At 50.4% G+C, this 20393-nt stretch carries 25 protein-coding genes; 9 read left to right on the top strand and 16 right to left on the bottom strand.

Going from position 1 to position 20393, the window contains the following annotated elements; genetic code table 11:
• Positions 1 to 43: 43 nt before the first annotated feature.
• Positions 44 to 493: an NUDIX hydrolase gene (locus RS889_RS00760; protein ID WP_315709012.1), complete on the top strand. Its 450-nt coding sequence runs from the start codon at positions 44 to 46 to the stop codon at positions 491 to 493.
• Positions 494 to 537: 44 nt separating this feature from the next.
• Here the strand turns inward: RS889_RS00760 and RS889_RS00755 are convergent, their stop codons facing one another.
• The 8 genes from RS889_RS00755 to RS889_RS00720 form a co-directional block, all read right to left on the bottom strand.
• Positions 538 to 1263, bottom strand: a complete 726-nt coding sequence (locus tag RS889_RS00755) for an IclR family transcriptional regulator (RefSeq protein WP_021013583.1) — start codon at positions 1261 to 1263, stop codon at positions 538 to 540.
• Positions 1264 to 1303: 40 nt separating this feature from the next.
• On the bottom strand, positions 1304 to 2290 hold the full coding sequence (locus RS889_RS00750) for a 2-hydroxyacid dehydrogenase (protein ID WP_315709011.1): 987 nt from the start codon (positions 2288 to 2290) through the stop codon (positions 1304 to 1306).
• Positions 2257 to 3477: an MFS transporter gene (locus tag RS889_RS00745; protein WP_315709010.1), complete on the bottom strand. Its 1221-nt coding sequence runs from the start codon at positions 3475 to 3477 to the stop codon at positions 2257 to 2259. Before RS889_RS00745 ends, RS889_RS00750 begins: the two co-directional genes overlap by 34 nt.
• A gap of 122 nt (positions 3478 to 3599) precedes the next feature.
• Positions 3600 to 4802 (bottom strand): pyridoxal phosphate-dependent aminotransferase, encoded by a 1203-nt coding sequence (locus RS889_RS00740; protein WP_315709009.1) that lies wholly within the window; start codon positions 4800 to 4802, stop codon positions 3600 to 3602.
• Positions 4803 to 4816: 14 nt separating this feature from the next.
• A complete protein-coding gene (locus RS889_RS00735) occupies positions 4817 to 5542 on the bottom strand; it encodes an amino acid ABC transporter ATP-binding protein (protein WP_315709008.1) in 726 nt (241 codons plus the stop codon).
• Between the two features lie 10 nt (positions 5543 to 5552).
• On the bottom strand, positions 5553 to 6254 hold the full coding sequence (locus RS889_RS00730) for an amino acid ABC transporter permease (protein WP_315709007.1): 702 nt from the start codon (positions 6252 to 6254) through the stop codon (positions 5553 to 5555).
• 1 nt (position 6255) lies between these two features.
• On the bottom strand, positions 6256 to 6954 hold the full coding sequence (locus tag RS889_RS00725) for an amino acid ABC transporter permease (protein ID WP_290180952.1): 699 nt from the start codon (positions 6952 to 6954) through the stop codon (positions 6256 to 6258).
• A gap of 102 nt (positions 6955 to 7056) precedes the next feature.
• On the bottom strand, positions 7057 to 7923 hold the full coding sequence (locus RS889_RS00720; protein ID WP_315709006.1) for an ABC transporter substrate-binding protein: 867 nt from the start codon (positions 7921 to 7923) through the stop codon (positions 7057 to 7059).
• Between the two features lie 602 nt (positions 7924 to 8525).
• Here RS889_RS00720 and RS889_RS00715 point away from each other — a divergent pair.
• Entirely contained in the window at positions 8526 to 9119 is a 594-nt protein-coding gene (locus tag RS889_RS00715) for a hypothetical protein (RefSeq protein ID WP_315709005.1), read from the top strand.
• 52 nt (positions 9120 to 9171) lie between these two features.
• Here RS889_RS00715 and RS889_RS00710 read toward each other — a convergent pair whose 3' ends face one another.
• Together RS889_RS00710 and RS889_RS00705 are read right to left on the bottom strand one after the other, a co-directional pair.
• Entirely contained in the window at positions 9172 to 9414 is a 243-nt protein-coding gene (locus RS889_RS00710) for an Ogr/Delta-like zinc finger protein (protein ID WP_315709004.1), read from the bottom strand.
• A 50-nt stretch (positions 9415 to 9464) separates the two neighbouring features.
• Positions 9465 to 10589 carry a phage late control D family protein gene (locus RS889_RS00705; protein ID WP_425475167.1) on the bottom strand — a complete coding sequence of 375 codons (1125 nt, stop codon included), beginning with the start codon at positions 10587 to 10589 and terminating at the stop codon, positions 9465 to 9467.
• A 2-nt stretch (positions 10590 to 10591) separates the two neighbouring features.
• On the opposite strand from RS889_RS00705, the gene RS889_RS00700 reads away from it, so the two are divergent.
• From RS889_RS00700 to RS889_RS00670, 7 genes are read left to right on the top strand one after another with little or no spacing between them, the layout of a single operon-like run.
• The gene (locus RS889_RS00700) at positions 10592 to 10759 is read left to right on the top strand and encodes a hypothetical protein (protein WP_315709002.1); all 168 of its coding nucleotides are present in this window, start codon (positions 10592 to 10594) and stop codon (positions 10757 to 10759) included.
• On the top strand, positions 10752 to 11945 hold the full coding sequence (locus tag RS889_RS00695; protein WP_315709001.1) for a phage tail sheath subtilisin-like domain-containing protein: 1194 nt from the start codon (positions 10752 to 10754) through the stop codon (positions 11943 to 11945). Before RS889_RS00700 ends, RS889_RS00695 begins: the two co-directional genes overlap by 8 nt.
• A gap of 2 nt (positions 11946 to 11947) precedes the next feature.
• Positions 11948 to 12463 (top strand): phage major tail tube protein, encoded by a 516-nt coding sequence (locus RS889_RS00690; RefSeq protein ID WP_315709000.1) that lies wholly within the window; start codon positions 11948 to 11950, stop codon positions 12461 to 12463.
• Between the two features lie 14 nt (positions 12464 to 12477).
• The gene (locus RS889_RS00685; protein WP_315708999.1) at positions 12478 to 12777 is read left to right on the top strand and encodes a phage tail assembly protein; all 300 of its coding nucleotides are present in this window, start codon (positions 12478 to 12480) and stop codon (positions 12775 to 12777) included.
• Positions 12778 to 12809: 32 nt separating this feature from the next.
• Complete coding sequence (locus RS889_RS00680) at positions 12810 to 12926, top strand: GpE family phage tail protein (protein WP_315708998.1); 117 nt, start codon at positions 12810 to 12812, stop codon at positions 12924 to 12926.
• Positions 12923 to 16054 (top strand): phage tail tape measure protein, encoded by a 3132-nt coding sequence (locus RS889_RS00675; protein ID WP_315708997.1) that lies wholly within the window; start codon positions 12923 to 12925, stop codon positions 16052 to 16054. Before RS889_RS00680 ends, RS889_RS00675 begins: the two co-directional genes overlap by 4 nt.
• 11 nt (positions 16055 to 16065) lie before the next feature.
• Positions 16066 to 16491, top strand: coding sequence for a phage tail protein (locus RS889_RS00670; RefSeq protein ID WP_315708996.1), 426 nt, complete (start codon positions 16066 to 16068; stop codon positions 16489 to 16491).
• Positions 16492 to 16543: 52 nt separating this feature from the next.
• Here RS889_RS00670 and RS889_RS00665 read toward each other — a convergent pair whose 3' ends face one another.
• The 6 genes from RS889_RS00665 to RS889_RS00640 are packed head-to-tail and all read right to left on the bottom strand — an operon-like array spanning position 16544 to position 20365.
• Positions 16544 to 16966: a tail fiber assembly protein gene (locus RS889_RS00665; RefSeq protein ID WP_315708995.1), complete on the bottom strand. Its 423-nt coding sequence runs from the start codon at positions 16964 to 16966 to the stop codon at positions 16544 to 16546.
• Between the two features lie 2 nt (positions 16967 to 16968).
• Entirely contained in the window at positions 16969 to 17940 is a 972-nt protein-coding gene (locus RS889_RS00660; protein ID WP_315708994.1) for a phage tail protein, read from the bottom strand.
• Positions 17937 to 18548 (bottom strand): phage tail protein I, encoded by a 612-nt coding sequence (locus RS889_RS00655; protein ID WP_315708993.1) that lies wholly within the window; start codon positions 18546 to 18548, stop codon positions 17937 to 17939. The genes RS889_RS00660 and RS889_RS00655 overlap by 4 nt, the downstream gene beginning before the upstream one ends.
• Positions 18535 to 19446 carry a baseplate J/gp47 family protein gene (locus tag RS889_RS00650; RefSeq protein WP_315708992.1) on the bottom strand — a complete coding sequence of 304 codons (912 nt, stop codon included), beginning with the start codon at positions 19444 to 19446 and terminating at the stop codon, positions 18535 to 18537. Before RS889_RS00650 ends, RS889_RS00655 begins: the two co-directional genes overlap by 14 nt.
• Positions 19443 to 19790, bottom strand: coding sequence for a GPW/gp25 family protein (locus tag RS889_RS00645; protein WP_315708991.1), 348 nt, complete (start codon positions 19788 to 19790; stop codon positions 19443 to 19445). The genes RS889_RS00650 and RS889_RS00645 overlap by 4 nt, the downstream gene beginning before the upstream one ends.
• Positions 19787 to 20365 carry a phage baseplate assembly protein V gene (locus RS889_RS00640; protein WP_315708990.1) on the bottom strand — a complete coding sequence of 193 codons (579 nt, stop codon included), beginning with the start codon at positions 20363 to 20365 and terminating at the stop codon, positions 19787 to 19789. Before RS889_RS00640 ends, RS889_RS00645 begins: the two co-directional genes overlap by 4 nt.
• Positions 20366 to 20393 lie beyond the last annotated feature (28 nt).

Genomic DNA, 20393 nt, shown 5'->3' with positions numbered 1-20393 from the left:
CGAGAAAGATGATTGTCCCATCAGATATAGCGCCGGAGACCCCATGAAACACAGACTATCATCACGTCTACTGATACTCGATCCACAACAACGGGTGCTGTTGTTCAAATTTAGCCATACCAATGATGCGCTGGCTGGCCAAACCTACTGGGCCACACCAGGCGGTGCCGTGGAAGCGGGTGAAACCTTTGAGCAGGCAGCCATACGGGAATTGCAGGAGGAGACTGGCATCATTATTCAGGATCCCGGCGTTTGTATCACGACACGAACATTCCCCATGGTACTGTCCAACGGCGAGCAAGTAATAGCAGATGAGCGATTTTTCATCGTTTACACCACGGACAACACGCTGAGGGGTGACCAGTGGAGTGAGCACGAAAAACACGTCATCACCCAGTACAAATGGTGGTCACTGGATGAACTGGGTCAGACGACAGAAACCGTTTTTCCGCAAGAGATTGTCTCCATACTCAGCCAGCATGTCTCCACCTAAAAGAAACCGGACTCCCAAGTATTACTCACTCATATTTTATAGCGTTATTCAGGCATGACGGCACCTAATACGAGTGATAACGCGATGGCCGCTTCCATCAATAATTGCTGGCTGTGGGTATCGGCAGGATCGAACCGGCTGGTAGGTCCGGAGATACTCAATGCCCCCGCCAACTGGTTATCATGTTTGAATACCGGCGCGGAGATAGACGCGGTGAGATAGGTAGTCGATGCCTGACGGTTAGTCCCCGCACCGGTGGACGTAAACAAACCCGCGGGAAATGACCATTTCGCCGGCATACCCTGTTCAAAGGTGCGCAGAACATGCGCGGCGGAAGTATCATCCATTGGCAGCATCGTGCCAACCGGCACACTGGATTTTATATGCTGCGGCGAATCTTTACGCAGCAAACACAAACGGTAGTCACCATCACGGACAAAGAAAGTGCTGCTTTCCAATGTGGCGTCAGTGAGCTTATCCAACACGGGTAACACGTGCTCACGCAGATTAAATGTGCGCTCATATGTACAACCGAGCTGATAAGCGCGAGAACCGAGCTCATAGCTGCCATCCGCGCGCTTTAACACATAGCGTTCAGCTTCCAGTGAGAGCATATAACGGAGGATCACGCTCTTGAACAATCCGGTTTGCGCTTCTAGCTCACTCAGCGTAATGCCGCCCGGGTGATGAATAAATGCATCAAGAATGGCCAACGTCCGTTTGACGGCCTTGACCGAGCGATCAACATCAGTGGTTTTTTGCCTGGACATACCTACCCGTAAAATTAGCAAAAGAAGTAATGTACAAGGATTAGCAGACCCTGCCAATCAAGCGGTCACCCTTAAAATAAGCCATCGTATTATCCAGCATCCGTTGCTGTTGAGCGTCCTGAGCAGAATGCGTATTGGCCGCAACGTGAGGTGTGAGAATGATATTCTCCATCGATTGCAAACGGGTAGAGATTTCGGGTTCAAATTCATACACATCCAACGCGGCACCAGCAATACGCCGGTTCTCCAGCGCATCACACAGCGCCGCCTCATCAACCAGCATTCCTCGAGCGATATTGACCAGATGCCCTTGCGGCCCCAGCGCATTCAGAACCCGGGTATCCACAATATGGTAGTTTTGTGTACTGCCACGCGCGGCGAGCACCAGGACATCCGCCCATTCGGCCAGTTGTAAAAGATTCTCCAGAAAACGATATGACACCACTTTCTGAGTACGGCTATGATAACCAATCTCCATATTGAACGCCTGCGCCCGCTGAGCGATTTGCAAACCGATTTCGCCTAAACCATAGATCCCCAATCGATGGCCTTCCAACCCGGGGACCGACGGATAACGTTCAACACTGTTTCCTTTCCATTGGCCACTACGCAGGAAGCGTTCACTGGTTAAAATCTGCCGGGTACTGCTCAGAATCAACCCCAATGCAAATTCAGCAACACTGCTGGCGTTGGTGCCTGCGGCATTGGTTAGCGCAATTCCCTTTTGTTTCAGATAATCGCTATCAACGAACTCGATGCCAGAACCATAACAACTCACCAAACGCAGAGCGGGCAGCGCATCTATCAGGGCCTTTTCCGTAGGAATGCCGCTCATGGTCAGCAACACCTCTGCTGATTCGGCCCCAACGGGAAGATCTTGCCCGTCGAGACGGGTCAACGGGCCAATCAGGTGAAAATGCTCACGCAATTGCTGCACCAGACGGGGGGGAAGCATACGGGCCATCAATACGGTTTTTTTCATCATCGTCTCGCTCATCGGTTGTAACTCCTGCTGGTGTGTTTCCATTTCGTAGCTCCCCACTGTCCGCCTAATACCACCACCAACATGAAGGCCATCAACAGAAAAGTCGACATGATATTTGTGACAGAAGCCATCATTCCTACCAGTAAGTTCCCCAACGGCATGGTGCCCTGGAATGACATACCATACAGACCGACTACCGCTCCGCGCAGCTCCGACGGGCTGTGATGCTGCAACGTTGAGTTAATCATGGTCGAGAAAAATGTCAGCGACAAACCCAGTAGCAGGAAGCACAGGCTGGTCAACACGGGAAGGTGAGAGAACGAAATCCCCGTCAGCGCCAACACGCAACACCAGGGAGCAACACTCAGCCACTGCAATAGGCGCTGATGGGAAACCCTTGTGGAGATCAACAGCGCCGAACAGAGCGAGCCAATCCCGGCACTGCTGAAAAACCAGCCGGTGTAACGGGTAGTATCATGAAACCCTTGAGCAGCCAGCACCGGAATCAATGACTGATATGAACCGGCAAATATACCGACAACCGCCAACATCGGCAGGAAACGCACGGCAAAACTATCCTGCATGACGTAGCGGACCGCATTGCGCATGCCGCCCGCTTTGCGGTTTTTATAATCCGGCTCAACTACCTGTATCCTCCTGACAGCAAAAAACATGGCCATCAACCCACACAGCGAAATAACAAATCCCCCCGCTGCACCCACCTGATTAAAGCTGTAAGCCGCTATCGCCGGGCCAAACATCCTGCCGATATTAAATACCATCGTATTCATCGCCACAGCGTTATACATCAATGATTTATCGTGGAGGCTACTGGTCAGTAGTAGTTGACGGGTCGGGAGCTCCATGGAAGAGATGCATCCGGCAACACCGGCAATCAGTAAGATAAATGTTGAGCTGATGAAATGAAGCGTCACGCTGGCTAACAGTAATGTCGAGATAATCATGGAGAGAAACAGGATCTTCATCATGATGACTTTGACGCGCGCAGGGGTCAGCCGGCTGCCAAACAGCAACGGAACAATCAACGCTGGACAATAAAGCAGGAAATTGAGCACCCCCAACATCCACGCGGCATGGGTCATTTGCCATAACAACAGATTCAACGTCACGTTCTGCGTCCACAATCCCAGGATGGAGGCGGCCTGACCCATTAAATACCGGCGTGTCATCGGCTCTCTGAATACCGGGAAAGTACGAATCAGCGTCATTTCACTTCCTTGAACATCGCCACAATATGCACACACGAAGAATGAAAAAGAGATCCTTCCCGAAATGAACGAAGGAGCCGCCATGCGATACTCATGGCTCGCCCCGGGTCGCGTCAGAGATCTTATGCAAGACGCTGACAAAAGCGCTGAATCCGCAGGCACGCCTCCTCAAGCTGCGCCATCGAAGCCGCGTAAGAGAGGCGAAAATTAGGTGCCAGACCAAATGCGCCACCGTGCACCAGCGCCACGCCTTCACTGGATAGCAGTGCTTCGGTAAAGTCCTGATCGTTGTGGAGCACACGCCCTTCCGGAGTGGTTTTCTGCAATGCACCGGCACAGGACGGATAAACATAAAACGCGCCCTGAGGCACCTGACAATTAATTCCTGGCGCCGCATTCAGAGCGGCAACGACATAGTTGCGGCGCATGATGAAACTGGACTTCCAGTCGGCAAAGAACGCCTGTGACCCCGTCAACGCAGCCACCGCGGCCCATTGTGAAATAGAAGAGACGCCAGATGTGGTTTGCCCCTGAATCGTCTCCATGGCGTTGATAAGCCACGCAGGGGCGGCACCGTAGCCGACGCGCCACCCGGTCATGGCATAAGCTTTTGATACTCCGTTGATCACCAGCGAGCGTTCAATTAATGCCGGTTCGACCTGGGGAAAGGTATAGAACGTGCAATCGTCGTAGACCAGTTTTTCATAGATATCGTCACACATGACCCAGACATGAGGATGACGCAGCAGGACATCCGCCAGCGCACGCAGTTCCTGATAGGTATATACCGCCCCGGAAGGATTCGAGGGTGAATTAAACATCAGCCATTTGGTTTTTGGCGTAATCGCCGCCTCAAGCGCGTCGGCGGTTAGCTTGAATCCCTGTCGTTCACTGACGGGGACCGTCACCGGCGTACCGCCACTGAGCGTCACCATTTCCGGATAGGAAACCCAATAAGGCGCGGGGATAATCACTTCGTCGCCTGGATTTAACGTCGCCATCAGTGCGTTGGAGATAATCTGTTTGGCGCCGTTGGAAACGATGATCTGTTTGATGCCATAGTCCAGTTGGTTGTCCTGTTTGAATTTGGCGACTACCGCCTCGCGCAGTGCCGGAATGCCGGCTATCGGTGGGTATTTTGTCTCACCGCGGTTCATCGCCTGCAACGCCGCCTGCTTGATATGTTGCGGCGTGTCAAAATCCGGTTCCCCGGAGCTCAGCGCGATGACATCCCGCCCCTGCGCTTTCAGATCGCGGGCTAACTGGCTAACAGCATTGCTGGCTGAAGGTTTGATACGTGTGAGTACATCAGATGTCATGCTCATGCTTACAATTCCTGTCAATGGCGGATATCAGCGACAAATTTTTGTGCGCGGGGATGTTGGGGTTGATAGAAAAAAGCTTCAGGCGTAGCCCGTTCGATGATTTCACCGCGATCCATAAATAACACGCGGTCGGCAACTTCTTTGGCAAAGCCCATTTCATGGGTCACACACACCATGGTCATGCCTTCTCTGCCCAGTTGCTGCATAACCTGCAACACCTCGCCGACCATCTCCGGGTCGAGGGCGCTGGTTGGCTCGTCAAACAGCATCACCGGGGGTTTCATCGCCAACGCCCGCGCGATGGCAACCCGTTGCTGCTGACCACCGGAAAGCTGATGGGGATAGGCGCTCAATTTCATCGACAATCCGACTTTCTCCAGCAAAGCCATCGACACCTCATCCGCGTCGCGTTTATCACTTTTACGCACCCGGCGCTGTGCCAGCGTGACGTTCTGTAATACCGTCAGATTGGGGAATAAATTAAATTGCTGGAAAACAAAACCGATGTTGCTACGAAACTGATTCAGATCGATATCACTGGCACGGCTGTCGATGCCATTCACCAGAATACGCCCGCTCTGGATCTCTTCCAGTCGGTTGATGGTACGGATCAAGGTCGATTTGCCTGATCCTGACGGCCCACAAACTACGACCACTTCTCCACGAGCTACTTCTTCAGAAACGTTATTCAGCACTTTATTCAGGCCATACCATTTCTCAACGTTTTCTATTTTCAACATGTCGAGCCTCCTATATTTTCAGTTGTCGTTTGCGCTGAATAACGTTTTCCAGATAGCCGACCAATTGCGTTAATGAAAAGCAGATAATGAAATAGATAATCGCCAAAATACCAAAGACCTGTAATGGTTTGGTTAATTCGATGGTATTAATCTGATAAGCGGAATACGTCAGCTCCGCGACACCAATAACATATCCCAGTGACGTATTTTTAATCAGGTTAATAAACTGATTAAGAATACTGGGAATCATGGTAAATAGTGCTTGCGGCAATATAACCTCTGTGAGAGTACGTGAATAACTAATCCCTAATGTTCTTGCAGCTTCAATTTGTCCAACAGGAATCGATTTTATTCCCGCTCTGATGACTTCACCTAAAAAAGCCGTTTCATAGATAATTAATGCCACAGTCAGCGTCATAACACCTGAAATTGAGTGTCCGGAAAGCAGCGGCACGGCAAAATAGGACCAGAACACCAACATCAATACCGGCAATCCACGAATAACACTGGAGAATATCGTCGCAGGAATGAAGAAAACTTTATATTTGCTGGTTCTGGCAATACCGACCAATATTGCCAACGGAAACGCGCAAACCAGACCACTGAGTGCAATAAACAGTGTCAAAACCAGCCCGCCGATCGGCCCATCCGGATAAGCGCCTACCAGAAGTAAATTACGGTAATTCATTACAATAGCTATCATGTCACTCATACTATTGGCTCCTGGTCCGATACACTAAACGGTCACAGGTAAAGCCCACACTGACAATCAGCAGCGAACCCAGTAAGTAGATGACAGAGACGATGGCGAAGGCATCAAAGGTTCTGAAGGTTTCATTTTCAATCTGTTTCGCGGCATAGGTCAGTTCTGCCACACTGATCGCCATTGCCAGACTGGTTGATTTATACAATGCCAACGATTGGCTGATTAATGGCGGAATAGAAATACGGATTGATTGCGGTAAAATAACATCCCGCATAGCCTGAGGAAAAGTCAGACCCAAAGCCCGGCATGCCTCCATTTGGCCCTTCGCGACCGCACGTAAACCACTACGCAAATCTTCAGACATAAATGCAGCGGTATTCAACGTCAGTGCGATATAGGCAAAAAGAAATTCACTGCCGTGCTGATTAACCCATTCTGACAAGGTATAAGGTAATACAGCGGATAAACCGAAATACCATAATAAAAGCTGAACCAGTGCCGGAACATTACGATGATATTCTACATAAATAGCAACGAACCATCTTAAAGGTGTAATACCAGAAATACGCATAGCCGCCAAAAACAGCGCCAAAATAAAACCGGAGACCAAACATAAAATAAACAGAGTCAGTGTAGTTTCCAGGCCAGTTATCAACCATTGCAGATAAACACCCTGCAATAGTGAAAAGGGATCAAAATTCGTCATACGACTCGACTCCTCGGCGTATTGAAAAGCCAGGAAATAGATTCAATGCCACATTCATTTATGGTGAATGTGGCCTACCATTTCACGATCATTTTTCTCACATTATTCGGTACTGAGTTTCACTTTTTCAATAGGCTCAAGTTTGTGATCCCGTTTTACGTTATAAACGGTTTGCGGTCCCAGCCATTTATTCCAAATAGTTTCCAGTTCCCCGTCCTGCTCCATTTTTTCCAACGTGCTATTTACTGCCGCCAGAAATTCGGGTTCACCTTTTTTAATACCCAGCGCATTAGGTTCCCAGCCGATAGGCTGATCAATAAAAGCAAAGTCGCCTTTACCTGCCCGCAGATAACGCATACCCGATGTCTGGGCAAACGCCAGGCCACTTACCTTATGCTGCTGCAACGCCAGGAATCCGGAAGGCGAATCATGATAGGTAACGATCTGTATCTTCGGGAAAGATTTACGCAGCCAGTACTCTGAGCTAGAACCAGACGTCATCCCGACACGTTTACCATTTAAGTCGGCCAGCGAGCTGTACCCCGCCGCAACAGGAACCAGAATTTTCAACGGCACTTGAAAATGCGAATCAGTAAATTCAATCTGTTTAGCGCGTTCGGGGGTGTATCCCAGCGCAGCAGAAAGAATATCAACACGCCCAATTTGTAATTCCGGGATACGTGCTTCGACAGAAAGGCTTTTTTGCACCATCCTGACACCCAGGTGATCCGCCAGCGCCTGACAGATATCCACATCAAATCCAGTGACTTTACGCGTTTTTGGATTGACAAAGCCTAACGGTTCCGTGGTGGAAAGTGTGCCGCAGACCATTTCACCCCGAGTCTTAATCTCCTGAAGTTGATTCGCAGAAACCGAATTAACCATACTGAGCAAGCCAAATAGTGAGCCAGCCAGCATGCCGATGTTGATTTTCCTTTGCAGAGTACGACTTGTTTCTTGTTTAGCCACCGGCTAATCCTCCCAAGTGTGAATTGAAAATGAAACGACGTTAATAACAGATATTTGATTGAGTATTTTATTTTCATAATGTCATTATGATTTTAAGAATGCATAACGGATGCCAAAATACGGATGAGTTGAGAAAGTAAAACAAGAAATGGAATAAATATTTATATATCAGTTAGATAATGAAGGCTGAACGCAACAACAGGCATGAAGAATATACCCGTGACGCCCCTGACGGCATCAACATCAGGTGTTCAGTAGTGTGATCTGTCGCACCGTTTTGGTGAGAAATTGCTCCACAGAAGGGAAAACAAAACGCACCACTTCAATAGCCTATATTTAGTTTTCGAACCCAAAAAAAAGCCCTCCATCAAGGAGGGCGAAAAGACAGGGATGGTGTGCAAATATTTACACCATCCATATGAAATAAAAGGATTTATTTCTTTCAATGTCCACACATTGACCACATCAAAAGCCCCGGTAACCCCGGGGCACTAAACATCCAATTACCAGTGATTTTGTAATAAAATTGACAGCTCGGCCAAAGTACCCAGATCCAAGACTGAAAAATCACAAGTTAAATAACATCAGAGAAAATACCGAGCATGGATTATTTTAAAAATATTAAATTCTATCTAAAAGCAATTATCTGTATTACACCAATAATAGGAGGATTCTACATAGCAGCAAATGGTTTCATTCATAATAATTACTTGGGGGGGTTAAGTGGTCTATTGGCCGGACTAGGGATAAGTTGGGGATTAATAATTTCTTTCCTCTGGGGTAAAATCCGCCTAAATGTAAGCTCCTCTTTTTTTTTATTATGCACAGTTTTAGGCGTTTTCGGTATTTTCTCCACTCACAAGGCACTAGACCCCAAATATCAACAAATTCGTCTGGAACTATATTCAGCATTCATGGAAAGTCCGCTTTATTGTAACGATACGCATGGACTTATGTTAGAGGGTGTTAAACATTGTAGTACCGAAGCAATCTTAGACATCGCTGATCTCAACTATCAACTGTCAAAAGCAATACATTTAGATCCTATTACCTCCCTGATTGATGGCATATATTCTACAGGTAAAGAAGAAAATATAGACAAATGCCTTGTAGACTATGTGGCAGCAAGGAAGCAATGCCCATCGGCATTTATAATTGTTGAGAAGGAATTCCCCGAACTAAAAGAAAAGCGATGAGATTAAATTAATACACCAAACAGTCATTATATACCGTTAGGTGTATTTTTAATCAGAGTGCAAGATCTAACTGATTTTCTCCGCTATGACTGCGCGGGAATATGTTCGCGGGGACATGCGCCCCGGCAGCGGGTCTTGTTTCGTTCAATGCTTCATCAATATGCGTCATGCTGGTAAAGCAGTAACCACACATCAGGTTTTGACATTGGTGATAACTACGACGAACTAAAGGGCTTAACTCAACGCTGGTACGGGTTTTGGCAGTTGCGCGGCATTTTGGACATTTGATTGCCATGACAACCTCCAGACGGTTTGTATTGTAGATATTATACACAAAATGACGCGCTATCCGTCGTCTTTATCTGTCGCCCATTCTTTAATTTTTACTTCAAATTCCAGCGCCGTGGTAAAGCCATTTCCGCCAATTTCATGCACACAGCGGGTGATTATCCAGTCTGCCTGATCGATCACTGATTTGAATCCAGACATGATAGCATGTAACTCAGGGTATAAATCCGCACGGCCCCGCGCTAACGTAATGCTAAACTCTGCCGCCCCGCGTTGCAGTTTGGCCCACTTTGCCGCGGCTGCCCGTTTCGCTGTGCGCTCTGTTTTAAACGTCTGACGCATCACATAGACATTCCCTTCCGTTCCAGTCAAATAGTTACCTTCTTTACTGCTGGATGCTGGTGCTTTCGCTTTAGTGGTCGTGGATGTTTTTCGTTTACGTTTGATTTTAGTTTGTTTCGTTTTCCCAAAATTGAGATCCAGCCAGTACGCACTTACCCCGGTGTATGCATCCCGATCTGCAACTCTGAAACTGTGACTGTCTCCACTGCTGCGGGTGATAGTGATCGCGGGAAGTGGTTTACCGCTTTGTGATACTGATTGCCCCGGCACAATAAACAACAACAACCCATTTTTAACCGTCGCTATGGCCCCGACCATTTCCGCCATACGGGTTAGAAATGAGATATCAGACTCGTTTGTCTGGTCAGCGTGATCCAGTTCCAGTGTTGCAAGGCTGGCAGAAACACCGGCGTTCAGCCCGTACCGGCTGGCAATAGCCGATACCACATATTCCACCGTGACATTATGCCAACTGTACTCCCGTTTCACGTTGAATGAGTCCCGAAAGTCTGCACTGCGGGCGCTGATAGTCAGCTGATCGGGTGGCCCCCGATGGGAAATTTCATCCACGGTAAACCACCCTTTACTGATCAGCGCTTCATTTTCCCAGCCCAGCGCTACGCTGATTTTTGCCCCGCGCTCCGGCAACGCGATTTTCCCGTCGGCATCATCCAGCGTCATTTCCAGCGTATCCGCTTCAAACCCTCGGTTATCGGTCAGCGACAGCGACATTATCCGGTCGTCCAATTCCGTGATTTGTTTATCCCCAATCCGGAGCATAAACGCCGGACGAGGTGAGTAATCACGTAATCGATCCGCAATATTACTGACTGTATCCATTATTGACATGGTTCACTCTCCGTTACTGCCTGCATCGTCGCTATGTGCGCGCGCGTGAACAACTCCCGGCTATTGTCGGTGACGGGCGACAATGCAAACGCCGTGCGCCGGGTGCTGTGGTCGGTGATGATGATGGCGGACATTTGAAACACCGAGGCAACCATGAGTGACAATTATCATCACGGCGTGACAGTCGGCGAATCCACGGAATTAAGCACCATCATCACTGACATTGATTCGTCAGTGATTGGCGTGGTGTGTACAGCGGATGACGCCGACGCCACCACGTTCCCATTGAACGAACCGGTATTACTAACGCGTGTTTCTGCCGTGCTGGGGAAGGCGGGTAAAACCGGGACACTGTACACAACATTGAAGGCCATTTCCGACCAGGCCAGCCCGAAAACCATTGTTATCCGTGTAGCGGATGCCGCCAATATCCAGCCCCAGGAGGGGGAGGCCGTGCCGTCACAGGATCAACTTATTATCGGTGGTTCTGACGAAAACGGACGTTACACCGGCCTGTATGCACTGTTGACTGCCGAGGCCCGCGTAGGATATCGCCCGCGAGTGCTGGGCGTGCCGCTATTAGATACACAGCCGGTTACCGCACAACTGGTCATTATCGCTGAGAAGTTACGTGCATTCACGTATGCGGCGGCATATGGCTGTAAAAACATGTCTGAGGCGAAAACCTATCGGGAAAACTTTTCTCAGCGTGAACTGATGATCATCTGGCCGAATTTTATCGCTTACGATGCTACGACAGACACCTCTATTACAGTTCCGGCGTCAGCTTACGCGCTAGGGTTACGCGCAAAAATTGACGCGGATCAGGGCTGGCACAAAGTGCTGTCAAACGTCACGGTGGATGGTGTGCTGGGGATTGATAAAGACGTGTATTTTACGTTACAGGGAACCGATACCGATGCTGACTACCTGAACAGTAACAGCATCACCACGCTGATTAAACAAAACGGCTTTCGCTTTTGGGGTTCGCGTACCTGTGACCGTGAAACGTTCCTGTTTGAGAGTTACACCCGCACCGCACAGATCATCGCGGATACCATTGCAGAAGCGCACTTTTTCTACATCGATAAGCCGCTGACGCCATCGCTGGCAAAAGACGTTGTAGATGGCATTAACCGCAAGCTCACCGCATTGGTGACCGCCGGTAAACTGCTGGGTGCCAGATGCTGGTACGACAAGGATACCAACACCAGTGAAACGCTGCGCACCGGCAAGCTCACCATTAAGTACAACTACACACCTGTGCCGCCGCTGGAACATCTGGATCTGATCCAGGAGTTTACGGACGAGTATTACGCGGTGTTTGCTAACACGTTCGGGGGCTAATCATGGCACTGCCTAAAAAACTGAAATATTTCAACCTGTTTATCGATGGTGACAACTACTTCGGACAGGTGCCGGAAATCACCCCGGCCAAACTCAGCCGCAAAATGGAAGACTATCAGGGCGCAGGAATGCCCGGCAGTGTGGCGATAGATTTCGGCTTTGAAGCCTCCGCGCTGGACATGGAAATTACGGTGGGCGGGATCGATGCCGGTCTGCTGAAGAAGACGGGTAATGCGTCCGCTGATGGTGTGCAAATCCGTTTTGCTGGCTCTTATCAGGATGAATCCACTGGTGATCCGGTGCCGTGCGAAATTCAGGCGCGAGGGCGTTTTACTGAAGTGGATCAGGGGTCGGCAAAAGTAGGTGACGATACGTCCCATAAGTACACCCTGAAAAACACCTACTACAAGATGACCATCAACAGTGAAGAGGTGATCGAAGTAGATGTGTTGAACATGGTTTACAAAGTAGGCGGTGTGGACATGCTGGAAAAACACCGCGCCAATTTAGGTCTGTAACAGGAAAATACACAATGACTCAATTAATTGTTTTGCAAACACCGATCCAGCGTGCGGGCGGTGATGTAGCAGAAGTGACCATCACCGATACACTGCGACACGCTGGATCGTTGCGTGGCCTGAAAGTGTATGACGTCATGACGTCCGATGTTGATGCCCTCATGACATTGTTACCGCGTGTAACCCAGCCTGCACTACTTAAAGAGGAACTGGCGAAAATGGATATATGGGATTTCTGCCAGTTGACTAATGCGGTGGCCACTTTTTTGCAACCGAGTTTGGCAGCGAACGAAGCGGAGACGGACGACGCGTAATTCAATGCCCTTTCAACAGCATTGAAGACGTAATGGCCGACATCGCTGCTATTTTCCACTGGCCGCCGTCGGCAATGTACGACATGACGATGAATGAGTTAATCGCATGGCGTAGCCGGGCAGCCGCAAGAAGCGGAAACCCGGAATGACAGATCGTAATCTCAGTATCAAAGTGGCGTTTAACGCCATCAATAACCTGACTCGCCCGGTCAATGCTGCCCGCCAGAGTGCGGCGGCATTGGCATCACAAATCAAGACCACGCAATCAACAATCAAAGATCTGGAGAAACAAGCCAGCAGCTTTGATCGCCTGACCACAGCATCGAATAAAACCACCCGCCAACTGGCAGAGGCGAAAGCTAAAGCGGCGGCCATGCGTACCGAGTTTGGCCCTTTGCGTGGACGCACCGAAGAACAAACCGCCGCATTGAACAAGCAGCGGGCCGTTATCAGTCAGTTAGGCCGGGCACAGAAAGACGAACAACAACGCCTGTCACAACTCCGGGTGTCATTTGCTCAACAGGGCATTGTTATCGATCGCAGCCGAAAGGCGACAGAGCAGATCAGCCAGCATACCGCCCGTTACAACCGTCAGTTAGCCGAACAACAGCGCCGGTTATCAGCCATCAGCCTGGCACAGTCCCGTTACAACAAGGCAAAGGAAATGCAGGGCAAGCTGATGTCGGGAGGCATGAAAGCGGCGGTTACCGGTTCCGGAATGTTGTATGCCGCACAGCGAACCATGAATCCTGGCATCGATTTTGATAAAAACATGGCGCGGGTGCAAGCCCTTACCCGCATGGATAAGACAGACCCGAGGTTGGCACAATTACGTGACCAAGCAAGAACACTCGGTGCTACCACGGCATTTACTGCCGGTGACGCGGCAACCGGTCAGGCATTTCTGGCAATGGCCGGTTTCACGCCACAGGCCATTAAGGCCGCATTGCCCGGTGTATTAAACATGGCAATGGCCGGCGGTATGGAATTGGGGGAATCATCTGATATTGGCTCTAACGTCCTAAGCCAGTTCCAGTTGAGTGCAGATCAGATGGGACGCGTCAGTGATGTGCTAACCGGCACATTTACACGTACAAACACCGATTTGCGCCAGCTCGGTGAAACAATGGTCTACGCTGGCCCGGTTGCAGCAAAACTCGGTGTCAGCCTGGAATCAATGGCCGCAATGTCCGGCGCATTGGCAGATAAGGGGATTCGCGGCAGCATGGCGGGTACGGCACTTCGTGCCAGCCTGAGTCGTCTGGCCTCACCAACTGCCGCAGCCAAGAAGGCACTGGACGAATTAGGCGTTTCGGTTGCAGATGCCAATGGCAAGATGCGACCAACAGAGCAAATCCTGACTGATTTATACAATCAATCAAAAAAATATGGCCAGGTCGATCAGGTCAGTTTCTGGAAAGATATCGCGGGTGAAGAAGCATTTATCGGCTTGCAAACGTTGGTTGAATCCGCCGGAAGCGGCAAACTTCAAATACTGACCCGCCAACTACAGAATGCACGCGGTGAAGCTGAAAAGAATGCCAGGATTATGGCTAATAATCTGGACGGCGATATCAAAAGCATGAAGTCTGCGTGGGAGTCGCTAGGCATTCAAATGGAGGAAAGCATTGATTCTCCACTGCGTAGATTAACCCAAAAATTCACGTCGCTATTGAAAGTCATCGGGGAGTGGATGAAAGCACACCCTAAGCTTACCTCTGCGCTGGTCACCGGATCTTTAGTGATTGCAGGTCTAACCGCGGCATTGGGTGCAATGGCTATCCTGGTGGCTGGCATCCTTGGCCCGCTGGCGCTAATGCGCCTTAGCATCACCATGCTGACTGGTGGCCGTGGGTTCGGGCTACTGTCATTCCTCACTAGCCGTTTTTCTTTCAGTCTGAGTGGATTACTGCCGTCGCTGTCTCGTGTGCCAGCGTCGTTGTTGTCATGGCGTGCGGCTGCCACCACGGCCAGCGGCGCGCTGGGTGGTTTGTGGCAACGTATCGCCGGGATGGGGCGCGGGATATTTATATCGTTACTCGGTGGAGCGGGACGGGTAGGCAATGTGCTGACAATGGCATTTACACGACCAGGAGCCGCCTTATCGGCATTAGGCAACGGATTACGCTCTCTTGCCGTGTCCGGTTTTTCCGCTCTCAGCGGGGCCGGGATGAGCGCATTTAACATCTTGCGTACCGGTATCATGTTGCTGTTTAGCCCGATCGGTTTAATCGGTGCCGCTCTTGTCGGTGTGGGTCTGTTGATTTACAAGTATTGGGAGCCACTGAAGGCGTTTTTTAGCGGCTATTTCAGTGGCATTATGTCGCAACTGGAACCACTGAAAGCAGCGTTTGCCCCGCTGTCAACGATGTTTGATTCTATTGGTGTGGCGATAGGGCGCGTATGGGACTGGTTCACCAAACTGCTGCAACCCGTTCAGTCATCAACACAGGATCTGGAAGCCTGCAAAAACGCCGGTGAAGCATTTGGTAATGTGGTAGGCACGGTATTAAAGGGATTAATTTCTGTAATACTGAAAGTGGCAAAGGGGATCGGCTTGATACTGGAAAAACTCGGTGTTATCCCCGAAGCAGCCAGCGCGGCACAGGCCGCCGCTAATCAGATGAACAGTGCGATTCCGGAACAAGGCACTACGCAGAAAAAAACAGTTATGTATGTCTGGGATGAGAAGCAGAAGAAAATGGTTGCCCAGGAATGGGAACCTAAGCTGCCTAAGAAATCAGACGCCATTGTCAAGACTGGAGACACCGCCAGCAACAATACCCCACTTGCTGATAGTCAACCTGTTTACGGAACAGAGCGACGCAAGTCGTCAGCAGATAGCAGTACAGCGACCACTCAGCCGACAGCGGAAAAGGATCCGAACAAGTTGGGCGACATTGTGTTTAAAAACGTCCCTCCAGCATTACGGCTAAACGGTGGATATAACGAAACCCGGATAGCACAGGCACAGAAAAAGGCACCCTTGCTTGATCGTATTAAACAAACTGCCGGGGAATTGGCGTCTTCCGTTATGCCGTTCGCCGTTCAACCCGCGTTGGCTGGCGTGCCGGTAGGAAATCCAACAGCAGCACAGATAAAGGCGTCTATGTCGTCCGGAATAGCCAGCACAGACAGCTATACCATCAACATCAGTATTCATGACGCCCGTAATCTTGACGAGAACAAACTTGCGGTGCGTATCAGGCACGAACTACAGGCCGCCGAGCGTGATAAACAGCGGCGGCGCGGCTCTCAATTTACCGATCACGCATAAGGATAAACATCATGATGATGATTTTAGGGATGTTCGTTTTCATGCTGAAGACAGTACCGTACCAGACGCTGGAACAACAAAACGCCTGGCGGCATGTAAAAAATGACCGGGTAGGGAAATCACCACGTTATCAGTACATCGGCCCCGGTGAGGATAAGGTCATGTTGTCTGGTGAACTGTACCCGGAAATCACCGGCGGCGATCTGTCACTGTCCGCGCTAAAGGTGATGGCATACACGGGTAAAGCATGGCCGTTGATTGAGGGGACAGGAAAAATTTATGGTATGTATGTGATAACCAGCATCAACGAAACCCGCACGGTATTTTTTGATGATGGCAAAGCGCGAAAAATATCATTCACACTAAATCTGGAACGGGTTAGTGAAGATCTACGGGAAATGTTAAGTGATTTGGCTGATATTGATATCGGGATATAACCTGGTAATTCAGTTGAATACATCAAACAAAGCGGCCCTGACGGGCCGTTTCTTATTCGCCCGGCACCGTCGGCCAGTCGATATCCGGCGCAGTAGCGGTATTGATGCGGCTCAGCAGCACTACGTATTTTTTCCAGTCGGTCAAAGCCGCTTTTTCCTCGTCGGTTGCCAGAGCCAGATCCACCGCATAGGTGAGTTCTGTGATACGGGCGTTAGCGGTTGCGCGACGACTCAGTAATTCGTTCTCTGCTGTTTTCACTGCCGCTGCGGCAAGTTCTGCTGTTGACAGCCCAGGAGGTTGTACAGCGATGGGCTGTTCAGCCGCGTCATTAAATTGGATGACATTTCCATTAGATTGCTCGTTCAATAATTGTTGATAGTAATCAGCGTTAATTTCAACCACATCAGATGGCATCGCATTACCGTGAATGGGGATGGCATAAAAGCCACCCGTAGATTTTGAATAATATGGCATTATCAGTACCCCACAGCCATCCAGTTTATGGTCGGAAACATGTCGGTTCCAGCAGTAGTGTAATACAACGTAGCCCCCGCATTGGTTGCTTTCTCAAACGAGAAGCTGGTATACGCATCACCCGCAAGCCCTGTCCGGATCGATCCCGATATCGAACACAGTGCAGCAGGGAACGTGATCGGAAACAAAAACGGTAATATTGTGTACGTATTGGCAGACGTTGAGGTCATTGATAGTGTTCCCCATTGCAAGATCAGGCCGCTCGGCAGCATTTGATACCCATTGTCGGCCAGCCGATTCTTGAATGATTCGGCAGAAAAATCGCCGACGGCAGACCGAACAAACTCCGTTGTAGCAATCCGTGTGCTGTTATTTTCCTGTGTCGGCGTCGGTGCCGTCGGCGTGCCAGTCAATGCCGGGCTGTTAATCGGGGCATATTGTTTATGGGGGTTGGCGGCGGCGACATGCGCCGCTAGCTGGCTGTCGGTATAGGTTTTTACCTCAATAACCGCGTTATCAACATATTGACGTGTGGCCAACACCACCGCCGGGTCAATTTTCAGCGTCACCGCCTCCGTGTTGCTGACAATCAAAATCATGCGCACGGTCTGGATACGCCCGGAACCTTCCTGTAACTGCGGTTTGTAGGTTTCCGGGCAGTTGGCAATGGCAATCAGATTGTCGTCAGCGTCATACAGCCCGATTTCCCGGATCCAGAAGCCGCCTTCGTTTTCCGGTATCACCTGTTCGGCAATAATCTGGTTGCTGTTATTGGCATCAATGGTCAGCGAATTGAGCGGTGCCCGGCGCATTTCATTCACCAGTTCGGTTTGCGCCGGGTCAGGGGTGGGTAATGTTCCGCCACCATCGCCAACGGCCATATGGGTAATATTCAGATGACCACCCAGCATGGTGGCATTTGCCAGTCGTGCCGCACCAATGTGGGTCAACAGTGCAAAATATTTGGTACTCATGCGGTTACGCTCACATTATCAGTCAGATGAAGAGCCACCCCGTGCACATCCGCGCCAGAGATGGTCAGGGTTTCAGGAAAATAGGGGTACACCGTCAGTTCATCGCCGCCGTAACTGCTGGCCGACACCGGTAGATCTCCGCTGGCATCCAGATTGATGGAGAGACCCAACAGGTGACGGCTGAGCGGTTTGGCGTCGGCAATCAGTCGCTCCAGCTCAAGAAAGGTTTCCTCGGTAATGCCATTGCCCTGCACGCCAATATCCAGCCGGAAGGTGCCGGGGGCGTCGCCGGTCTGCCACCATTCGGTGATGCGGATCAGGTAGCCGAATGGCTCCACGACGCGCCGTAATGCGCCGAGTGTGCCTTTGTGTTTATGAATAAAAAACGCATTTTTTATCGCCTGGCGCTTTACGCTCTCCGGCCAGTGCTCATCCCAGCGGTCAACGGAAAACGCCCAGGCAAGGTAGGGAAGAAATGAGGTCGGGCAGGTATCCGGGTTCCAGAGTTGACGCAGTGGTACAGGAATATTTTCAACCTGCGCACATGCATTAGCCGCTGCAACTTCCAGTGATGAGGATCCCACCGGTAGTAAACTATTCATCGGCATAGTCCGCGGTTAACGTCCAGATGGAACAATTCGACGCTTGCGTTTTATCCAGCACGATATCATCAGATGGCGATATCAGTTCAACGCGCTGTACCCCCTCAGCATGTAAAGCGGCATAAATAGCTGACCGCCGGATATCCCGTCCTAGTCGGTGCTGTGCGTTGATATACGCTAGCAGACGCGTTTCAGCGGCGGCGCGGATAGGCTCTGATTCCGGGCCTGGATACAGATACAACCGGGCGTCAATTTCATAGCTCACAATAGTGGCTGATTGCACCATTACCCGATCAGCCACCGGGCGCATGTCTTCATTGTTCAGCGCCGTACTGACAATTTGCAGCAAGGCATCACTGGCGGCACCGTCGTTTTCACGTGACAGTACAGACACGACGACTACCGCCGGGCTGGGGCTGATCGCCGTAGCGTCAGCGACGCGGCCATCAGCGCTACGGGCGTGAAATTCATAGGAGGCTGTTGGCCCGGCGACGCTTAGCCCTTCAAATGCCTGTTGGGCACGAGTACGCAAGTCAGCATCAGATTCCATGACTGCGTCCACTGGCGGTACTGCCTCAACATCTGCGGCGGTGATGGTCAGTCGTTGGACATTAACATTTGCAGCGAGTTGATCGAGGTCTGTCCCGGTTGCGTACGACAGCATGACCGCCTGTGCAGCTTCGTTAACACGCTGGCGTAACAGCAACTCATGATAAACCGACAATTGCAGCATCTTGGTTAGCGGTTCCGATTCCAGCGCCAGCGTGCGGCGAATTACGTCTTGGACGTCCGCAGAGAATAATGCGATAAATGTGTCTTTCCGCGCGGTGTAGAGCGTTTCATAGTCCAGCTCGTCAATAATATTCGGCGCGGTCAGTTGGGATAAATCGACAATCCCGCTCATAACTGAATCTCCGCGCTAAAAGAGACGGGGGTATCGGTGCGTTGAGCATGGACAGTAACCGCGAGACGTCCTGCTGTTCCAACTACCAGCGTAATACGTGTTGGAGAAATACGCGGTTCCCAACGCATTAACGCGCTGTATGCTGCCGACGTAATTTTCATCCGCAGCACATCGTTAAATGGTTGGTCTATCAATGAAAATAGTGTTGAGCCGTATTCACGGCGCATTACCCGGCTACCCAATGGTGTGATCAGAATGTCGTTCACCGATTGACGGATATGATCACCGTCAGTAATAGCGCGCCCGGTCTGCGCATTCATCCCGAGGTATTGCGCGCTACTCATAATGGGCCGCCTGTATTATCACTACCACCGATAACACCACTGTGCTGATGGGTATGCACTACTACCCCATTGGAAGACAGCGCACCTCCGGCGTGATCAACATTGCCGCGTATCTCTCCGCCGTCTGTGAATGAAAAGGTTTTTGCTATCAGGTGTTGTGTACAGATAACTTCCGGCGTATCCAGTGTGATCGTCGCTGCCGCCTGTACGATGACGGTTTTCACTCCGGTGACTTTCAACGCGCCTATGCTGGCGTCGTATTCGGTTACGGCCCCGTCGGGGTAAGTGACAATATTATGTTTCGGTTTGGTGCTGGGTGCCGGATGAACGGACGAATACAGACTGGTGATGATGACCGCTGTTGCCAGATCACCGCCGGGGGCCATGATAACAACGGCTTCACCGACCGATGGCGACCACCACGTCACGGCATCACCGGCGCGATTAGCTCCCCATCGGATCCAATCCGTTTTTAAACCACCGGTTTCAACACGTGCTACCATCCGCGCCAAATCAACGTCAGTGACAACGCCGATTCGGATCAGATTGTGCAGTAGTCGTAAAATTTCATTCATGGCGGCACCTGGTTAAAACTGATGGTGC

Source organism: Brenneria uluponensis (assembly GCF_032395385.1).
In the GTDB taxonomy this organism is placed as follows: Bacteria; Pseudomonadota; Gammaproteobacteria; order Enterobacterales; family Enterobacteriaceae; genus Prodigiosinella; species Prodigiosinella aquatilis.
Note: the sequence above shows the minus strand (reverse complement) of the source record. Positions and strands in the feature narration are given on the sequence as shown.

What these genes read in the sequence shown, in the direction of transcription:
- RS889_RS00645 (WP_315708991.1), bottom strand. Translation starts at nt 19,790, where the DNA reads ATGAGTAGCGCGCAATACCTCGGGATGAATGCGCAGACCGGGCGCGCT.
- RS889_RS00710 (WP_315709004.1), bottom strand. Translation starts at nt 9,414, where the DNA reads ATGGCAATCAAATGTCCAAAATGCCGCGCAACTGCCAAAACCCGTACC.
- RS889_RS00750 (WP_315709011.1), bottom strand. Translation starts at nt 2,290, where the DNA reads ATGGAAACACACCAGCAGGAGTTACAACCGATGAGCGAGACGATGATG.
- RS889_RS00735 (WP_315709008.1), bottom strand. Translation starts at nt 5,542, where the DNA reads ATGTTGAAAATAGAAAACGTTGAGAAATGGTATGGCCTGAATAAAGTG.
- RS889_RS00640 (WP_315708990.1), bottom strand. Translation starts at nt 20,365, where the DNA reads ATGAATGAAATTTTACGACTACTGCACAATCTGATCCGAATCGGCGTT.
- RS889_RS00705 (WP_425475167.1), bottom strand. Translation starts at nt 10,589, where the DNA reads ATGGATACAGTCAGTAATATTGCGGATCGATTACGTGATTACTCACCT.
- RS889_RS00660 (WP_315708994.1), bottom strand. Translation starts at nt 17,940, where the DNA reads ATGAGTACCAAATATTTTGCACTGTTGACCCACATTGGTGCGGCACGA.
- RS889_RS00685 (WP_315708999.1), top strand. Translation starts at nt 12,478, where the DNA reads ATGACTCAATTAATTGTTTTGCAAACACCGATCCAGCGTGCGGGCGGT.
- RS889_RS00755 (WP_021013583.1), bottom strand. Translation starts at nt 1,263, where the DNA reads ATGTCCAGGCAAAAAACCACTGATGTTGATCGCTCGGTCAAGGCCGTC.
- RS889_RS00760 (WP_315709012.1), top strand. Translation starts at nt 44, where the DNA reads ATGAAACACAGACTATCATCACGTCTACTGATACTCGATCCACAACAA.
- RS889_RS00670 (WP_315708996.1), top strand. Translation starts at nt 16,066, where the DNA reads ATGATGATGATTTTAGGGATGTTCGTTTTCATGCTGAAGACAGTACCG.
- RS889_RS00715 (WP_315709005.1), top strand. Translation starts at nt 8,526, where the DNA reads ATGGATTATTTTAAAAATATTAAATTCTATCTAAAAGCAATTATCTGT.
- RS889_RS00740 (WP_315709009.1), bottom strand. Translation starts at nt 4,802, where the DNA reads ATGAGCATGACATCTGATGTACTCACACGTATCAAACCTTCAGCCAGC.
- RS889_RS00650 (WP_315708992.1), bottom strand. Translation starts at nt 19,446, where the DNA reads ATGAGCGGGATTGTCGATTTATCCCAACTGACCGCGCCGAATATTATT.
- RS889_RS00665 (WP_315708995.1), bottom strand. Translation starts at nt 16,966, where the DNA reads ATGCCATATTATTCAAAATCTACGGGTGGCTTTTATGCCATCCCCATT.
- RS889_RS00655 (WP_315708993.1), bottom strand. Translation starts at nt 18,548, where the DNA reads ATGCCGATGAATAGTTTACTACCGGTGGGATCCTCATCACTGGAAGTT.
- RS889_RS00745 (WP_315709010.1), bottom strand. Translation starts at nt 3,477, where the DNA reads ATGACGCTGATTCGTACTTTCCCGGTATTCAGAGAGCCGATGACACGC.
- RS889_RS00695 (WP_315709001.1), top strand. Translation starts at nt 10,752, where the DNA reads ATGAGTGACAATTATCATCACGGCGTGACAGTCGGCGAATCCACGGAA.
- RS889_RS00690 (WP_315709000.1), top strand. Translation starts at nt 11,948, where the DNA reads ATGGCACTGCCTAAAAAACTGAAATATTTCAACCTGTTTATCGATGGT.
- RS889_RS00730 (WP_315709007.1), bottom strand. Translation starts at nt 6,254, where the DNA reads ATGAGTGACATGATAGCTATTGTAATGAATTACCGTAATTTACTTCTG.
- RS889_RS00675 (WP_315708997.1), top strand. Translation starts at nt 12,923, where the DNA reads ATGACAGATCGTAATCTCAGTATCAAAGTGGCGTTTAACGCCATCAAT.
- RS889_RS00725 (WP_290180952.1), bottom strand. Translation starts at nt 6,954, where the DNA reads ATGACGAATTTTGATCCCTTTTCACTATTGCAGGGTGTTTATCTGCAA.
- RS889_RS00680 (WP_315708998.1), top strand. Translation starts at nt 12,810, where the DNA reads ATGGCCGACATCGCTGCTATTTTCCACTGGCCGCCGTCGGCAATGTAC.